The following is a 15,749-nucleotide window of genomic DNA, read 5'->3' on the forward strand; positions in this document are numbered from 1 at the left end:
TTTCGCGATGCCTGAGCTCGCCCGGCGCATTGGTCGCGCCAAGCCTAGCGCAATCATGGTGGTGGCCGAAAAGGCCAAGCGTCTGAAGTCCGAAGGCCGCGACATCATCAGCTTTTCCATCGGTGTGCCGAACTTCCTCCCGGGCGACCACGTCTATGCCGCCGCTCGTGAAGCGTTGGCGAAAGACAGCGGCCAGTACGGCAGCAACCGCGGCAGCGATGCGCTCCTGGACGCTTTCCTCGCTCACATCGCGCAGATCGGCCTGAACGGATACGAACGCGCGAACATCGCGACCGGCATCGGCGCCAAGCATGTGATCTTCAACCTCGCCGAAGCCTTGCTCGACGAAGGCGACACCATCTGCTTCGCGGTGCCCTACTGGACCAGCTACTTCGACATCGCGGAAATCGTGAACGCGAAGGTCGAGCTGCTTCCGTGCCCGGCGTCGCAGGACTACAAGATGACCCCGGCCCAGCTCGACGCGGCGCTGGCGAAGAAGCCCAAGGTCTTCCTGTTCAACAACCCGTCCAACCCGACGGGCATGGTGTATTCGAAGGACGAGATCTCCGCGCTGGCCGATGTCATCGCCAAGTACCCCGACACCTGGGTGATCACCGACGACATCTACAACCGCATGGTGTTCGACGGCCTGGGTTACCACAATTTCGTGCATGCGCGTCCGGAACTGCGCGACCGCGTGATCTTCCTCGACTCGCTGTCCAAGACCTACGGCATGCCCGGTTGGCGCGTCGGTTTCCTCGCCGGCCCGAAGAACGTCGCCAGCGCCGTCGCGACGATGAACTCCAACCACATCACCAACATCCCGGAAGTCGTGACCGCCGCGGCCATCGCCGCGCTGACCGGCCCGCAGGACATCCCCGCGCAGAAGAACGCCGAATTCGCCGTCAAGCGCGACCAGGTTCTGGCGATGCTCGCGACGCTTCCGGGCGTTGTGTGCCCGCGTCCGCAGGGCGCGTTCTACGTTTTCCCCGACATCAGCGTCGCCTTCGGCAAGACGCATGGCCCGACGGGCCAGAAGATCGCCAACGACGTCGATTTCTGCAATGCGCTGCTCGAAGCCAAGGGCGTGGCCTGCGTGCCGGGCTCGGCCTTCGGCGAGCCGCGCGCGCTGCGCATCAGCTACACCTGTCCGACGCCGCAGCTGGCGCCGGGCCTGCAACGCTTCAAGGAATTCTTTGAAGAACTGAAGTAACTCCCAAGCACCGTCCCCACAGATTTTCCGGAGCCACCGCACCATGAAGACCCCCGTCCGTGTTGCCGTCACCGGCGCCGCCGGCCAGATCGGCTACGCCCTGCTGTTCCGCATCGCCTCGGGCGAAATGCTCGGGAAAGACCAGCCGGTCATCCTGCAGATGCTGGAACTGCCGCTCGACAAGGCGCAGGCCGCGCTGAAGGGCGTGATGATGGAGCTGGAGGACTGCGCGTTCCCGCTGCTCGCCGGCATGGTCGGCACGGACGATCCGCGCGTCGCGTTCAAGGACGCCGATGTCGCGTTGCTCGTCGGCGCGCGTCCGCGCGGCCCGGGCATGGAGCGCAAGGACCTGCTGCTCGAGAACGCGAAGATCTTCACCGAGCAGGGCAAGGCGCTGAACGACGTCGCATCGCGCAACGTCAAGGTGCTCGTGGTCGGCAACCCGGCGAACACCAATGCCTACATCGCCATGAAGTCGGCGCCGGACCTGCCGGCGAAGAACTTCACCGCGATGCTGCGCCTGGACCACAACCGCGCGCTGTCGCAGCTGGCCATCAAGGCCGGCGTGCAGGTCGCCGACATTGACAAGCTGGTCGTGTGGGGCAACCACTCGCCGACGATGTATCCGGACTATCGCTTCGCCACCGTCGGCAATGCCTCGTTGAAGGACAAGATCAACGACGCCGACTGGAACGCGAACGACTTCATCCCGAAGGTCGGCAAGCGCGGCGCGGCGATCATCGAAGCGCGCGGCCTCTCCTCGGCCGCATCGGCCGCCAATGCCGCGATCGACCACGTGCGCGACTGGCTGCTCGGCAGCAACGGCAAGTGGGTGACGATGGGCATTCCCTCCGACGGCAGCTACGGCATCCCGAAGGACGTGCTGTACGGCTTCCCGGTCACCACGCAGGGTGGCGAGTACACAATGATCCGCGACTTGCCGATCGACGATTTCAGCCGGCAGCGCATGGACAAGACGCTCGCCGAGCTCGAGGAAGAGCGCGCCGGCGTGGCGCACCTTCTGTGATTCACCCGAGGCGACCGCAAGGTCGCCTCGTCCATTGTGGATGCATGACATGACGCAAGATTCCGCAGGCGCGAGGTTTCGCGCCGCCGTTGCCGACGAAAGCCCGCTGCAGGTGATGGGTGCCATCACCGCCTACGCCGGCCTGATGGCCAAGCGCACGGGTTACAAGGCGCTGTATCTCTCCGGTGGCGGCGTGGCCGCCAATTCGCTCGGCGTGCCCGACCTCGGCATCAGCACGATGGAAGACGTGCTGGTCGATGCGCGGCGCATCGTCGACGCCACGCAGTTGCCGCTGCTCGTCGACATCGACACCGGTTGGGGCGGCGCGTTCAACATCGCGCGCACGATCCGTTCCTTCATCAACGTCGGCGTCGCCGCCGTCCACATGGAAGACCAGGTCGGCCAGAAGCGTTGCGGCCATCGCCCGGGCAAGGAAGTCGTGTCGAAGGCGGAAATGATCGATCGCGTGAAGGCCGCGGTGGATGCGCGCACCGATGCGTCGTTCGTGATCATGGCGCGCACCGATGCGGCGGCGGTGGAAGGCGTCCATTCGGCGATCGACCGTGCCTGCGCCTATGTCGAAGCCGGCGCGGACATGATCTTCCCCGAGGCGATGAACACGCTGGAGGATTACAAGCGTTTCAAGGCCGCGGTGAAGGTGCCGATCCTGGCCAACCTCACCGAGTTCGGGTCCACGCCGTTCTTCACCACCGACGAGCTGCGCAGTGCCAACGTCGACATCGCGTTGTATTGCTGCGGTGCGTATCGCGCGATGAACAAGGCCGCGCTCAATTTCTACGAAACCGTGCGCCGCGAAGGCACGCAGAAGAACATCGTCGACACGCTGCAGACGCGCGCGCAGTTGTACGACTTCCTCGGTTACCACGCGTACGAAGACAAGCTCGACCAACTGTTTTCGCAAGAAAAGAAGGGATGACCATGAGCGAACAAGTGCTCCCCAAGGCCAAGAAGTCCGTTGCGCTGAGCGGCACCGCCGCGGGCAACACCGCGCTGTGCACGGTCGGCCGCAGCGGCAACGACCTGCATTACCGCGGCTACGACATCAAGGACCTGGCGACCAAGTCCACGTTCGAGGAAGTCGCGCACCTGCTGGTGCACGGCGTGCTGCCGACGACCGCGCAGCTGAAGGCCTACAAGACCAAGCTCGCGCGCCTGCGCGGCCTGCCGGCCATCGTGCAGGAAGCGCTGGAACTGGTGCCCGCCAACGCGCACCCGATGGACGTCATGCGCACGGGTTGCTCGGTGCTGGGCACCGTGCTGCCCGAGCGCGAAGGCCATCCGGCCTCCGAAGCGCGCGACATCGCCGACAGGCTGATCGCCAGCTTCGGTTCGATGCTCCTGTACTGGTGGCACTTCACCCGCAACGGCCGCCGCATCGACGTTGAAACCGACGACGACAACGTCGCCGGGCACTTCCTGCACCTGCTGCACGGTGAGCCGCCGTCGAAGTTGCATGCCGATGCGCTCGACAAGTCGCTGATCCTGTACGCCGAGCACGAGTTCAACGCTTCGACCTTCACCGGCCGCGTGATCGCCGGCACCGGTTCGGACATGTATTCGTGCATCACCGGCGCGATCGGCGCGCTGCGCGGGCCGAAGCACGGCGGCGCGAATGAAGTGGCGATGGACATCATCTCGCGCTACGCGACTGCCGATGAAGCGGAAGCCGACATCCGCGCGCGCGTGGAACGCAAGGAGATCGTCATCGGCTTCGGCCATCCGGTCTACACCGTGGGCGACCCGCGCAACCCGATCATCAAGGAACTCTCGCGCAAGCTGTGCGCCGACGGCGGCAACCAGGTGCTGTTCGACGTCAGCGAGCGCATCGAGACGCTGATGTGGGACATGAAGAAGATGTTCCCGAACCTGGATTGGTACAGCGCGTCGGCCTATCACATGATGGGTATTCCGACGCCGATGTTCACGCCACTGTTCGTCGTGGCGCGCACGACCGGTTGGGCGGCGCACGTGATCGAGCAGCGCGAAGACGGCAAGATCATCCGCCCGAGCGCGAACTACATCGGCCCCGACGACCGCGACTACGTCCCGATCGAGAAGCGCTGACACGCACCTCCCCTCCCAGGGGGGTCAAAAAGAAACCCGCCATCCGGCGGGTTTCTTTTTTGGGTGGGGTCAAGCAACGACGAACCTCAGGACAACCCCTGCGCTTCCATCGCCCTGCGCACGCCCGGATCCTCGCGCATCAGATCGTAGTGCGCGTGCAGGTTGTCCAGGCCCGACAGGTCGACATCCTGCGCCTTCGCCCAACGCAGCGTCACGAACAGGTAGGGATCGGCGATCGAGCGCTCGCCCGCCAACCACTGCTTGCCGTCCAGTTGCGCATCGATGCGCTCGTAGAGCTTGCGCAAATTCTCGCGCGACTTGTTCTGGGTGCTTGCGATCGCCTTCGCGTCGCCGAGGAAGTCGTACTTGCCGAAGAAGGAATGGAATTGCGGATGCACGTCGGAGTTGACGAGCGACAACCACTGGTTGACAACGGCGCGCGACTGCGGCGTTCCGTCGCCGCCGAGCCCGGCTTCGGGGAACGAATCGGCGAGGTAATTCAGGATGGCCACGTTCTGCAGCAATACCGTGCCGTCCTTCAATTCCAGCGCCGGCACTGCGCCCGCGGGATTGATCTGCAGGTATTCGGGTTGCGTGCGCTGCTCGCGCGTCACCAATTGCGCGTCGAAGGGTTTGCCGATCCACTCCAACGCGATGTGGTCCGACAGCGCGCACGTGCCGGGCGTGTAGTAGAGCTTCATGGGCGACTCCGCGATAAAGGAGATCGCCATGATCGCCAGCGCGGTGTCATTCGACAATCACGCGCAGGGCAACAGTGAAGTTCACCCGTGGCGCGGCTTGAGCGGCTGCACGCGATAGAAGGTGTGGTCGCCGATCTTCGCGACCTGGAATGCATTGCTCCACGCAGGCGTGGCGATCGCATGCGCTGCGAAGTGGCTCGCGCCCGGCACGATTTCCTGGCGCTGCCCGTACGGCAATGCCCAGTTGCGTTCGGCCTGGAGCGCGACATTCACCGCGTCCGACCACGCTTGCCCGCCACGCAGGCGCGTGTCGGCGGGAACGATCGTCGGCGCGAACTGCTTCTTCGCAGTGACCACCGAGCACAGGTTGTCGCCCCACAGGCCGCTGTCGCGGCGGCGCAGCGCCACTTCGGCGACGGCCTGCTGCCCGAGGGCGGATTGGTCGCGCGCCTCCAGGTACACGGTGGTGCTGAGGCAGAGCGAATCTGCGGCCGGCTGCGGCAACACGTGCGACAGCCAGAGGATCCAGGCCAGCTTCATTTGCGTCGGACTCCTTGCTCCGTTGCGACGCGGGCCCGATGGGCCTGCGACATGGCGTACTGGGGAGGGCGGCGGCTCTAACGGCTGCCTTTGCCCGAACGCGGCCCTTGGAAGGCGGGCCGCGAGGGTGCCCCGCATCGACTGGCGGGGCGTGAAAGTGTGCGCACGTTAACGATCCGGTTCCCAACGAAGCCTGAACCGATTTCGTAAGTTACGGATTTGCTTGTTTTTTTAATGTGAATGCGCTAGGTCAACGCCACACGATCGGCTTGAACCCGCCCCAGAACATGCGCTTGCCGTCGAAGGGCAATTTCTTGGGATCGGAGAACTCGGCCAGGCGCGGGTCTTTCATGACCTTCGCGTTGATCCGGTCGCGCTGGGCCCGGGACTTGTAAATGATCCAGGAGAAAACCACGAGCTCGCCGGGCTTGCGCTTGACCGCCTGCGGGAAGCTGGTGAGCTTGCCGGGTTGCACGTCGTCCTCGACGTTCTCGCAGTATTCGAGTGCGCCGTATTCGAGCCAGATCGCGGCGCCCTTGCGGGCCATCCTGCGGTAGTCGGCGAGGTTCTTTTCGGGAACGGCCAGGACGTAGCCATCGACGTACATGGGCGGCACTCCGCGGGCGGGACAGGCCGCGGAGCCTACGACCGGCCGCGTTAAAGCCGCGCCGCGAGCGCCGTGCCCTGGGCGATGGCGCGCTTGGCGTCGAGTTCGGCCGCGACATCGGCGCCGCCGATGACGTGCACGTTGCCGGTCGTGTTCGACAAGGCATCGAACAGCGCGCGTCGCGGTTCCTGTCCCGCGCAGACCACCACGTGGTCGACCGGCAGCAAGCGTTCTTCACCGTCCACGCGGATGCGCAGGCCGGCATCGTCGACGCCGAGATATTCGACGCCGCCGAGCATCTGCACGCGCTTGGCCTTCAGGGTGGCGCGATGGATCCAGCCCGTCGTCTTGCCCAGGCGCGCACCGGGGCGGCCTTCCGTGCGTTGGAGCAACCACACCTCGCGCGCGGGCGGTTCCGGATGCGCGGTGGCGAGCCCGCTGCGTGCATCGAATGCAGGATCGATGCCCCATTCGCGCATCCACAGCTGCGGATCCAGCGACGGCGACGTGCCCTGGTGCACGAGGAATTCGGCGACGTCGAAACCGATGCCGCCCGCGCCGACGATCGCCACGCGCGGGCCGCACACCACACGGCCTTCGATCACGTCCGCATAGCCCACCACCTTCGCGTGGTCCGCGCCGGGGAAGGCGACTGCGCGCGCCGTCACGCCGGTGGCGACCACGATGGCGTCGTAGTCCTTCAACGCATCGGCGTCCGCGCGCGTCCGCAGGTGCAGCGCGACGCCGGTTTCTTCGATGCGGTGGCGGAAGTAGCGCAGCGTCTCCTCGAACTCTTCCTTGCCGGGAATGCGGCGGGAGAGATTGAACTGGCCACCGATCGCGTCGCTGGCTTCGAACAGATCCACGGCGTGGCCGCGTGCAGCGGCTTCCGTCGCACAGGCCAGGCCCGCGGGGCCCGCGCCGACGACGGCGATGCGGCGCGGTGTCGACGCGCGCACGAGGGGCATCTTCGTCTCCGCGCACGCACGCGGATTCACCAGGCAACTGGCGCGCTTGTTTTCGAATACGTGGTCCAGGCAGGCCTGGTTGCACGCGATGCACGTGTTGATCGCATGCGCACGTCCGGCGCGCGCTTTGTTCGGCCAGTGCGGATCGGCGAGGAGCGGGCGTGCCATCGACACCATGTCGGCGCCGCCTGCGGCGAGGACGCGTTCGGCGACGTCGGGCATGTTGATGCGATTGGTGGCGATGAGCGGCAATTGCACGTGCGGGCGCAGTTTGGCGGTCACGCCGGCGAATGCCGCGCGCGGCACGGACGTGGCGATGGTGGGAATGCGCGCTTCGTGCCAGCCGATGCCGGTGTTGATCAGCGTCGCGCCCGCCTGTTCGATGGCTTGCGCCTGCTGCACGATGTCGTGCCAGTCGCCGCCGCCCTCGACGAGGTCGAGCATCGACAGGCGATACACGAGGATGAAGTCCGGACCGCAGGCTTCGCGCACACGGCGGACGATTTCGACGGCGAAGCGCATGCGTTGCGCCGCATCGCCGCCCCAGCGGTCGGTGCGCTTGTTGGTGCGCGCGACCGTGAACTGGTTGATGAGATAGCCTTCCGATCCCATCAACTCGACGCCGTCGTAACCGGCTTCGCGCGCGAACACGGCCGCGCGCGCATATGCCGCGATCTGGCGCTCGACGCCCCGCGCCGACAGGGCGCGCGGCGTGAACGGATTGATCGGTGCCTTCAATTTCGACGGCGCGACCGACAAGGGGTGGTACGCGTAACGCCCCGCGTGCAGCAACTGCAGACAGATGTGCGCATCGTGCGCGTGCACGGCCTGCGTGACCTGGCGATGCGGGCGCACCTCATGCCGCCAGGACAACTTCCCCGCGAACGGTTTGAGCCACCCCACGAGATTCGGTGCGAAGCCGCCGGTGACGATCAGGCCCGCGCCGCCCGCGGCGCGCTCGGCGAAATACGCCGCCAGCTTCGGGAAATCCCGCGCGCGATCCTCCAGGCCCGTGTGCATCGAGCCCATGAGGATGCGATTGCGCAACGTCGCGAACCCGAGGTCGAGCGGGCGGAACAGGTGCGGGTAGGGAGAGGCGTCGACGTCGGGCGTGGTTTCGGAGGGCAGGGCGGACATGCGCATACGCTGGCGTACGGGATGGCGCACCATGCCCGCATTTCGGGCGCCGCACAATCAGTGGAAGGCGAATGCGTCCAGGGCCAGCGATCCGAGTTCGTGCGATTGGTGCAGGTGACGCATCACCGGCGCTTGTCCCGCGGCGCCGAGGGCGACGAACAGCGGCATCAGGTGTTCGACCGTCGGATGCGCGCGCTTCGCGTTCGGTGCGCGCTTCTGCCAGTCGGCGAGCGCATCGAGGTCGTTGGCCTGCAGGCGTTGGCGCATCCAGTCGGCGAAGTCGGCCGCCCACGGCGCCAGCGGTGCATCGGGGTGTTGCCAGTCCAGGTCGCCGAGGTTGTGCACGAAACCGCCGGAGCCGATCACGAGGACGCCCTCGTTCCGCAACGCCGCCAGCGCACGGCCGAGTGCGATGTGCGCCCGCGCGTCGCCGCGCGGATCGACCGAAATCGGCACGACCGGGATGTCGGCCTCCGGGAACATCCGCAGCAGCGGCACCCACACGCCGTGGTCGAGCCCGTGTTCGGCCGCGATGCGGACCGGAAGGCCCGCGGCCTCGATCGCCTTGGCGATGGCCTGGGCGAGGACCGGCAAGCCGGGCGCCGGATAGCGCAGGGCATACAGCGCCTGCGGGAAGCCGCCGAAGTCGTGGATCGTATGCGGCAGCGCGGCGGCACCCACGTGCGTGGGCGCGGCGGCGAAGTGCGCCGAGGCGACGACGATCGCGCGCGGCGTCGGCAATTGGCCGGCCAGTCCATCGAGGAAGCGACCGGCAGCGGAATCCTGCACGGCCAGCATCGGCGAACCGTGGGAAAGAAAGAGCGTGGGAAAGGGCTGGTCCATGGGGCAGAAGATGCGCGTCCCGGCGCGCCGGACCAACCGGCATGGCCGCGTAGGTGCGTTGCATCCCTGCAACGCGGCGGCGTCCAGACCGATAGTCGGGCCGTGAAACGCGTCGCCGTCTGGCAAAATGCGCGGCTTCCCTCCGCCGACCGCCTACGCATGAGCCACTTCGACGTTCGTTCCGCCGTTCGCCCCAATCCCGACCAGCCGATGGTCGACATCGCCGACTACGTCATCGATTACACGATCGGCTCGCAGGAGGCGTACGACACCGCGCGCCACATGCTGCTCGACTCGCTCGCCTGCGCGATGCTGGCGATGAAGTTCGAGGGCTGCGTGAAGCACCTCGGCCCCATCGTGCCGGGCGCCACGCTCCCGGGCGGCGCCGTCGTGCCGGGCACCGGTTACGAACTCGATCCGGTCCAGGCCGCCTTCAACATCGGCACGCTGGTGCGCTGGCTCGACTTCAACGACACCTGGCTCGCCGCCGAATGGGGCCATCCGTCGGACAATCTCGGCGCGATCCTCGCCGTGGCCGACTGGCTGAACCGCAAGGCCCTGCGCGAAGACTCCGGCAAGAAGATCACCGTGCGCGACGTGCTCGGCTGGGCGATCAAGGCCCACGAGATCCAGGGCGTCTATGCGCTGCAGAATTCGTTCAACCGGGTCGGCCTGGACCACGTGATCCTCGTCCGCCTGGCCTCCACCGCGGTCGCCACCGCGATGCTGGGGGGCACGAAGGACGAGATCGTCACCGCCGTCTCGCACTCGTGGATCGACAACGGCGTGCTGCGCACCTACCGCCACGCGCCGAACACCGGCCCGCGCAAGAGCTGGGCCGCGGGCGATGCCTGCCGCCGCGCCGTCACCCACGCGTTGAACGCGGTGGAGAAGAAGGTCGTCGGCTATCCCAGCGCGCTGACCGCGAAGACCTGGGGCTTCTACGACGTGGCCTTCAAGGGCAAGGCGTTCGAATTCGAGCGTCCCTTCGGCAGCTACGTGATGGAGAACGTCCTGTTCAAGATCTCCTTCCCGGCCGAATTCCACGCCCAGACCGCGGTGGAATGCGCCATGCAGCTGCATCCGCAGGTGCGGGGCCGGATCGCGGACATCGAGCGCATCGAGATGGAGACGCAGGAAGCCGGCGTGCGCATCATCGACAAGACCGGCCCGCTGGCCAATTACGCCGACCGCGACCACTGCCTCCAGTACATGGTGGCCGTGCCCCTGATCTTCGGGCGCCTGACCGCGGACGATTACAACGACGACGTCGCGGCCGACCCGCGCATCGACGCCCTGCGCGCCAAGATGGTCGTGAAGGAGAACCCGCAGTTCACGAAGGACTACTTCGACCCGGACAAGCGCTACATCGGCAACTCGGTCCAGGTGTTCTTCAAGGACGGCACGAGCACGGAGAAGGTGTCGATCGATTTCCCGATCGGCCACCGGAAACGCCGCGCCGAAGGCATCCCCGTGCTGATGGCGAAGTTCCAGGCCGCCATCCGGGCGCACCTCCCGGCGGCCTCGGCCGACCGCCTGATGGCGCTCGCCGGCAAGCCTGCGGAGCTGGAAGCGATGTCCATTTCGGACTTCATGAACCTTTACCGGGTGTAAGATTCGGCCGCCTGTCAGAGGGTTGGCACCCACCAACTGTTATGCTAGCGTTAACAAGGCCTTCATGCGCCCCGAATTAAGTTGGCCTGGATGCCGTGCGGATCGCGGCCGTCTTGAATTGAAAAAGCGATTGGTTTCTTTACCCTGATCAAGGAGCTGAACATGAACAAGAAACTCCTCTGCGCCGCGCTTCTGTGTGGCCTTGGCGTCGCGCAGGCGGCCGCCGCGCAGACCTTCGACGACCGTTGGTACGTCGCGGGTTCCACCGGCGTGAACTTCCAGGACACGGACCGTGACACCGAAGACGCCATCTTCGGCACCCTCGGCTTCGGCAAGTTCCTGAACCCGAATTGGTCGGTCGACTTCGAACTGAACTACCAGAACCCGGACAAGCAGTCGAATCCGAACCTCTGGTGGAGCCAGTACGGCGCCTCGGCCGATGCCCGTTACCACTTCCGCAGCGCCGACGCGAAGTGGTGGCCCTACGTCCGCATGGGCCTGGGCTGGCAGCGTCATGAAGAAGAATTCATCCGTGATCCCGCGTTCGGTACGCCGGATGGCGGCTTCCCGGCCCAGCATTCGGACAACAACGCCGCGCTGAACCTCGGCGCCGGCCTGCAGTTCGACTTCGGCCGCGTCGACCTCCGCACGGAAGTCGGTACGCGCGTCGATTTCGACGACGTCCAGGCCCGTCCGGCCCAGCAGCAGGATGACTACTTCACCGATATCCTCGCTTCGGTCGGCCTGACCGTGGCCCTCGGTCCGGAGCCGGCAGCCCCGGTTGCCCCGGCCCCGGCGGCCCCGTCGTGCGCCGATGCGGACGACGACGGTGACGGCGTCAACAACTGCGACGACAAGTGCCCCGGTTCGCAGGCTGGCCAGACCATCGGTCCGGACGGCTGCCCGGTGCCGGTCACGATCGACCTGAAGGGCGTCAACTTCGACTTCGACAAGTCGACGCTGCGTCCGGACGCGGTCGCGATCCTCGGCGAAGCCACCGAAATCCTGAAGCGCTATCCCGAGCTGAAGGTTGAAGTCGCCGGTCACACCGACTCCGTCGGTTCCGACGCCTACAACCAGAAGCTGTCGGAGCGTCGCGCCAAGGCGGTGTACGACTACCTGACCAGCAACGGCGTCGACGCCGCTCGCCTGATCGGTCCGAACGGTTACGGCGAGAGCCGCCCGATCGCGCCGAACACGAACGACGACGGTTCGGACAATCCGGAAGGCCGTGCGCGCAACCGCCGCACCGAGCTGAACGTCCAGAACTAAGTTCGACGATCCAGCGTTCCACGCGACACGAAGAAGCCCGGCCAACGCCGGGCTTCTTTTTTTCTAACGCCGATCACACGCATACGGGCGTGATGCGGTTGTTACGCATCGACAGGGTGCCTACACTCCGGTGAGACTTCGGAGATCGGCCATGCGCTACACACTCGTTGCCCTGGGATTGTTGGCGGTATCGGGCATGGCCCATGCGCAGAACAACTGCAGCCTGGCCACCGCGCCGCGCGCGCTGCCCATCCAGCCGACCGTCCTGCCGGCGCTCGCGGCCGAACTCACCGTCCCCAGCCACCAGCTCGGCGCGCCGACCGGCGTGCTCGCGCAGGCCTACGACGAGTCGCAGACCGTCGAAAACGTGCTGTTCCGCCTCAAGCTCGAAGGTTGCCGCAGCATCGCCAACGCGGCGCCCGCCGCATCGCCGGCCAACGGCGTGATCGATCCGGCCACCTACAAGCCGGCCACGCAGTTCGACAACACGCCGTGGCGGTTCGACATGAACCAGAACGGCAAGCGCATGACGGCCGAGGAATTCGACCAGTGGATGAAGGCGCGTGGCGTGCGCGTGGCGAAGGGCGGCAGCGCCCCGGCCGCCGTGCCTGCTGCCGCGACGTCGACTGCCGCGCCCGCGGCATCATCGACCGCCGCGCCCGCTGCGCCGGCCGCACCCGCCGCGCCGACGCCCGACAGCGCGACGCCCGCCAAGCCCTGATCGAAGCTGCCTGATACGCCGCTGGCCAACTCCGCGACACCTCGCCACGGACTCGCACGCGCGCTTTCCAAGCGCGGCGTGTGTTCGCGCACGCAAGCGACCGAGTGGATTCGTGCCGGGCGCGTGAGCGTCGACGGGCGCGTCGTGCGCGACCCGGAATTCCCGACCATCGCCGGCCGCCATCGCATCGCAGTCGACGGTCGTGGCCTCGACGATGCCCCCGAACGCCGGGTGCTCGCACTCAACAAACCCCGCGGCCTGGTCACCACCGCGCGCGACGAGCGTGGCCGCGACACGGTCTATCGCTGTTTCGACGGCGCAGGCCTGCCGTGGCTCGCGCCCGTCGGCCGCCTCGACAAGGCCAGCGAAGGGCTCCTGTTGTTCACCAACGACCCGGCGTGGGCCGCGCGCGTCACCGATCCGGCGACCGGCACCGACAAGCGTTACCACGTACAGATCGATGCACTTCCCGACCAGGCCTTGCTCGCGGCGCTCAACGCGGGCGTGGAGGACGAAGGCGAAACGCTTCGCGCGAAGTCAGCGACCGTCTTGCGCGCGGGCGAACGCACCGCCTGGCTGGACATCGTGCTCGACGAAGGCCGCAACCGGCAGATCCGCCGGATGCTCGCCGTGTTGGACGTCGAGGTGTTGCGACTGGTGCGCGTCGCGATCGGGCCGCTGGAACTGGGCGAACTGGCGAAGGGCGCCTGGCGCGAGCTGACGCCCTCCGAAATCGACGCCCTTACTTGATCACGCCCAGTTCCTTGCCGATGCGAACGAACGCATCGATCGCACGATCCAGGTGCTCGCGCGTATGCGCCGCGCTGATCTGCGTGCGGATGCGCGCCTTGTCCTTCGGCACGACGGGGAAAAAGAACCCGATTGCGTAGATGCCTTCCTCGAGCAGACGCCCGGCGAACTTCTGCGCCAGCGGTGCGTCGTACAGCATCACCGGTGCGATCGGATGCACGCCCGGCTTGATGTCGAAGCCGGCGGCGGTCATGCGCTCGCGGAAATACGTCGTGTTCCGGGCCAGGCGCTCACGCAGTTCGCCGGCCGAGGACAACATTTCGAACGCCTTGATCCCCGCGGCCACGACGTGCGGCGGCAGCGAATTCGAAAACAGGTAGGGACGCGAGCGCTGGCGCAGCAGTTCGATCACTTCGCGCTTCGCCGTGGTGAAGCCACCCAGCGCGCCACCCATCGCCTTGCCGAGCGTGCCGGTGAAGATGTCGATCTTCTCCATCACGCCCTTGACCTCGGCCGAACCGCGGCCGGTCTTGCCGAGGAAACCGGTGGCGTGGCATTCGTCGATATGCACAAGCGCGCCGTACTTCTGCGCGAGCGCGGTGATCTCGTCGAGCGGCGCGATGAAGCCGTCCATCGAAAACACGCCGTCGGAGGTGATCATGATCGTGCGCGCGCCGTCGGCCTTCGCCTGCTTGAGCTGCGCTTCCAGGTCGGCCATGTCGCAGTTGGCGTAGCGGTAACGCTTGGCCTTGCACAGGCGCACGCCGTCGATGATCGAGGCGTGGTTGAGCGCGTCGGAAATGATGGCGTCGTTCTCGTCGAGCAGCGGTTCGAACAGGCCGCCGTTCGCATCGAAGCACGCGGCGTAGAGGATCGTGTCTTGCGTGCCGAAGAAATCGGCGATCGTCTTTTCCAACTGCTTGTGCAGGTCCTGCGTGCCGCAGATGAAACGCACGCTGGCCATGCCGAAACCGTGCGTGTCCAGCGCGTCCTTGGCCGCGGCGATCACGTCGGGATGGTCGGCCAGCCCGAGGTAGTTGTTCGCGCAGAAGTTGAGCACCGTACGCCCGTCGGCGAGCGTGATTTGTGCCGACTGCGGGCTGGTGATGATGCGTTCGGACTTGAACAGGCCCGCGTCGCGGATTTCGTCGAGGGTCTGCGCGTAGCGCGTGGTGAGGGTCATGTCGTCAGTTCCAGCTCAGCACGACCTTGCCGGCCTTGCCCGATTCCATCAGTTCGAAGCCTTCCTGGAAGTCGTCGATCGGCAACTGGTGCGTCAGCACCTTGCCGAGCGGGAAACCACCGAGCACCAGCTGCGTCATCTTGTACCAGGTCTCGTACATGCGACGGCCGTAGATGCCGTGCAGCACCAGGCCCTTGAAGATGATCTTGTCCCAGTCGGCGCCCGCGCCCTTGGGCATGATGCCGAGCATCGCGATCTTGCCGCCGTGGTACATGCAATCGAGCATGTCGTTGAACGCGCGCGGGTTGCCGCTCATTTCCAGGCCCACGTCGAAGCCTTCCATGTGCAGGTCGGCCATCACGTCCTTGAGGCTGGTGTTGGACACGTTGACCACGCGCGTGGCGCCCATGTCGGCGGCCAGCTTGAGGCGATAGTCGTTGACGTCGGTCACCACGACATTGCGCGCGCCGATGTGCTTGCAGATGCCCGCGGCAATGATGCCGATCGGGCCCGCGCCGGTGATGAGCACGTCCTCGCCGACGACGTCGAACTCCAGCGCGCAATGCGCGGCGTTGCCGTAAGGATCGAAGAACGCGGCGAGCTCGCTCGGGATCTGGTCGGGGATCGGCCACAGGTTGCTGGCCGGCATCACGATGAATTCGGCGAACGCGCCGTTGCGGTTGACGCCGATGCCGACGGTGTTCGGGCACAGGTGCTGGCGGCCGGCGCGGCAGTTGCGGCAATGGCCGCACACGATGTGGCCTTCGGCCGACACGCGCTGGCCGACCTTGTACCCGGTGACGCCCGGGCCGAGGTCGACGATGCGGCCGACGAATTCATGGCCGATCACCAGGCCCGGCTTGATCGTGCGCTGGCTCCACTCGTCCCACAGGTAGATGTGCAGGTCGGTGCCGCAGATCGCCGTCTTTTCCAGGCGGATCAGGACCTCGTTCGGGCCCGGGGTCGGTACGGGCACCTGTTCCATCCAGATTCCCTTGCCCGCCTCGCGCTTCACCAGCGCCTTCATCATCGTCATGTCGTGCTGCCCGGACCGTACGGAAGAAGGCCGGAATTATAGGCCGCCGGAC

At 66.3% G+C, this 15,749-nt stretch carries 15 protein-coding genes; 8 read left to right on the forward strand and 7 right to left on the reverse strand.

Annotated features, from left to right (window positions below; all coding sequences use genetic code 11):
• Window positions 1-7 precede the first annotated feature (7 nt).
• The 4 genes from AB4059_RS11525 to prpC are packed head-to-tail and all read left to right on the forward strand — an operon-like array spanning window position 8 to window position 4,325.
• Window positions 8-1,213, forward strand: a complete 1,206-nt coding sequence (locus AB4059_RS11525; RefSeq protein WP_498979098.1) for a pyridoxal phosphate-dependent aminotransferase — start codon at window positions 8-10, stop codon at window positions 1,211-1,213.
• Window positions 1,214-1,256: 43 nt separating this feature from the next.
• On the forward strand, window positions 1,257-2,240 hold the full coding sequence (locus AB4059_RS11530) for a malate dehydrogenase (RefSeq protein ID WP_498964737.1): 984 nt from the start codon (window positions 1,257-1,259) through the stop codon (window positions 2,238-2,240).
• A 49-nt stretch (window positions 2,241-2,289) separates the two neighbouring features.
• Window positions 2,290-3,177, forward strand: a complete 888-nt coding sequence (prpB, locus tag AB4059_RS11535; protein ID WP_498979099.1) for a methylisocitrate lyase — start codon at window positions 2,290-2,292, stop codon at window positions 3,175-3,177.
• Between the two features lie 2 nt (window positions 3,178-3,179).
• Window positions 3,180-4,325, forward strand: a complete 1,146-nt coding sequence (gene prpC / locus AB4059_RS11540) for a bifunctional 2-methylcitrate synthase/citrate synthase (RefSeq protein ID WP_498979100.1) — start codon at window positions 3,180-3,182, stop codon at window positions 4,323-4,325.
• 86 nt (window positions 4,326-4,411) lie between these two features.
• On the opposite strand, the gene AB4059_RS11545 is transcribed toward prpC, so the two are convergent.
• From AB4059_RS11545 to AB4059_RS11565, 5 genes are all read right to left on the reverse strand, one after another.
• Entirely contained in the window at window positions 4,412-5,026 is a 615-nt protein-coding gene (locus AB4059_RS11545) for a glutathione S-transferase family protein (RefSeq protein ID WP_498979101.1), read from the reverse strand.
• 81 nt (window positions 5,027-5,107) lie between these two features.
• Window positions 5,108-5,566 carry a cell wall hydrolase gene (locus tag AB4059_RS11550; protein ID WP_498964745.1) on the reverse strand — a complete coding sequence of 153 codons (459 nt, stop codon included), beginning with the start codon at window positions 5,564-5,566 and terminating at the stop codon, window positions 5,108-5,110.
• 250 nt (window positions 5,567-5,816) lie between these two features.
• The gene (locus tag AB4059_RS11555) at window positions 5,817-6,173 is read right to left on the reverse strand and encodes a DUF1428 domain-containing protein (protein ID WP_498979102.1); all 357 of its coding nucleotides are present in this window, start codon (window positions 6,171-6,173) and stop codon (window positions 5,817-5,819) included.
• A 50-nt stretch (window positions 6,174-6,223) separates the two neighbouring features.
• Window positions 6,224-8,278: an oxidoreductase gene (locus AB4059_RS11560; RefSeq protein WP_498979103.1), complete on the reverse strand. Its 2,055-nt coding sequence runs from the start codon at window positions 8,276-8,278 to the stop codon at window positions 6,224-6,226.
• 57 nt (window positions 8,279-8,335) lie between these two features.
• Window positions 8,336-9,121, reverse strand: coding sequence for a DODA-type extradiol aromatic ring-opening family dioxygenase (locus AB4059_RS11565; RefSeq protein ID WP_498979105.1), 786 nt, complete (start codon window positions 9,119-9,121; stop codon window positions 8,336-8,338).
• 159 nt (window positions 9,122-9,280) lie between these two features.
• On the opposite strand from AB4059_RS11565, the gene AB4059_RS11570 reads away from it, so the two are divergent.
• The 4 genes from AB4059_RS11570 to AB4059_RS11585 all read left to right on the forward strand — a co-directional run bounded on the left by AB4059_RS11570 (window position 9,281) and on the right by AB4059_RS11585 (window position 13,478).
• Complete coding sequence (locus AB4059_RS11570; RefSeq protein WP_498979107.1) at window positions 9,281-10,735, forward strand: bifunctional 2-methylcitrate dehydratase/aconitate hydratase; 1,455 nt, start codon at window positions 9,281-9,283, stop codon at window positions 10,733-10,735.
• A 162-nt stretch (window positions 10,736-10,897) separates the two neighbouring features.
• A complete protein-coding gene (locus AB4059_RS11575) occupies window positions 10,898-12,007 on the forward strand; it encodes an OmpA family protein (RefSeq protein WP_498979109.1) in 1,110 nt (369 codons plus the stop codon).
• Window positions 12,008-12,158: 151 nt separating this feature from the next.
• Window positions 12,159-12,728 (forward strand): hypothetical protein, encoded by a 570-nt coding sequence (locus AB4059_RS11580; protein WP_498979111.1) that lies wholly within the window; start codon window positions 12,159-12,161, stop codon window positions 12,726-12,728.
• Window positions 12,729-12,734: 6 nt separating this feature from the next.
• Window positions 12,735-13,478: a pseudouridine synthase gene (locus AB4059_RS11585; protein WP_498979693.1), complete on the forward strand. Its 744-nt coding sequence runs from the start codon at window positions 12,735-12,737 to the stop codon at window positions 13,476-13,478.
• Here AB4059_RS11585 and kbl read toward each other — a convergent pair.
• Window positions 13,471-14,661 (reverse strand): glycine C-acetyltransferase, encoded by a 1,191-nt coding sequence (gene kbl, locus AB4059_RS11590; RefSeq protein WP_498979112.1) that lies wholly within the window; start codon window positions 14,659-14,661, stop codon window positions 13,471-13,473. The two genes, AB4059_RS11585 and kbl, sit on opposite strands and share 8 nt — an antisense overlap.
• A gap of 4 nt (window positions 14,662-14,665) precedes the next feature.
• Complete coding sequence (gene tdh / locus AB4059_RS11595; protein ID WP_498964826.1) at window positions 14,666-15,688, reverse strand: L-threonine 3-dehydrogenase; 1,023 nt, start codon at window positions 15,686-15,688, stop codon at window positions 14,666-14,668.
• Window positions 15,689-15,749 lie beyond the last annotated feature (61 nt).

The sequence above is a fragment of the Lysobacter sp. 2RAF19 genome (assembly GCF_052115395.1).
In the GTDB taxonomy this organism is placed as follows: domain Bacteria; phylum Pseudomonadota; class Gammaproteobacteria; order Xanthomonadales; family Xanthomonadaceae; genus Noviluteimonas.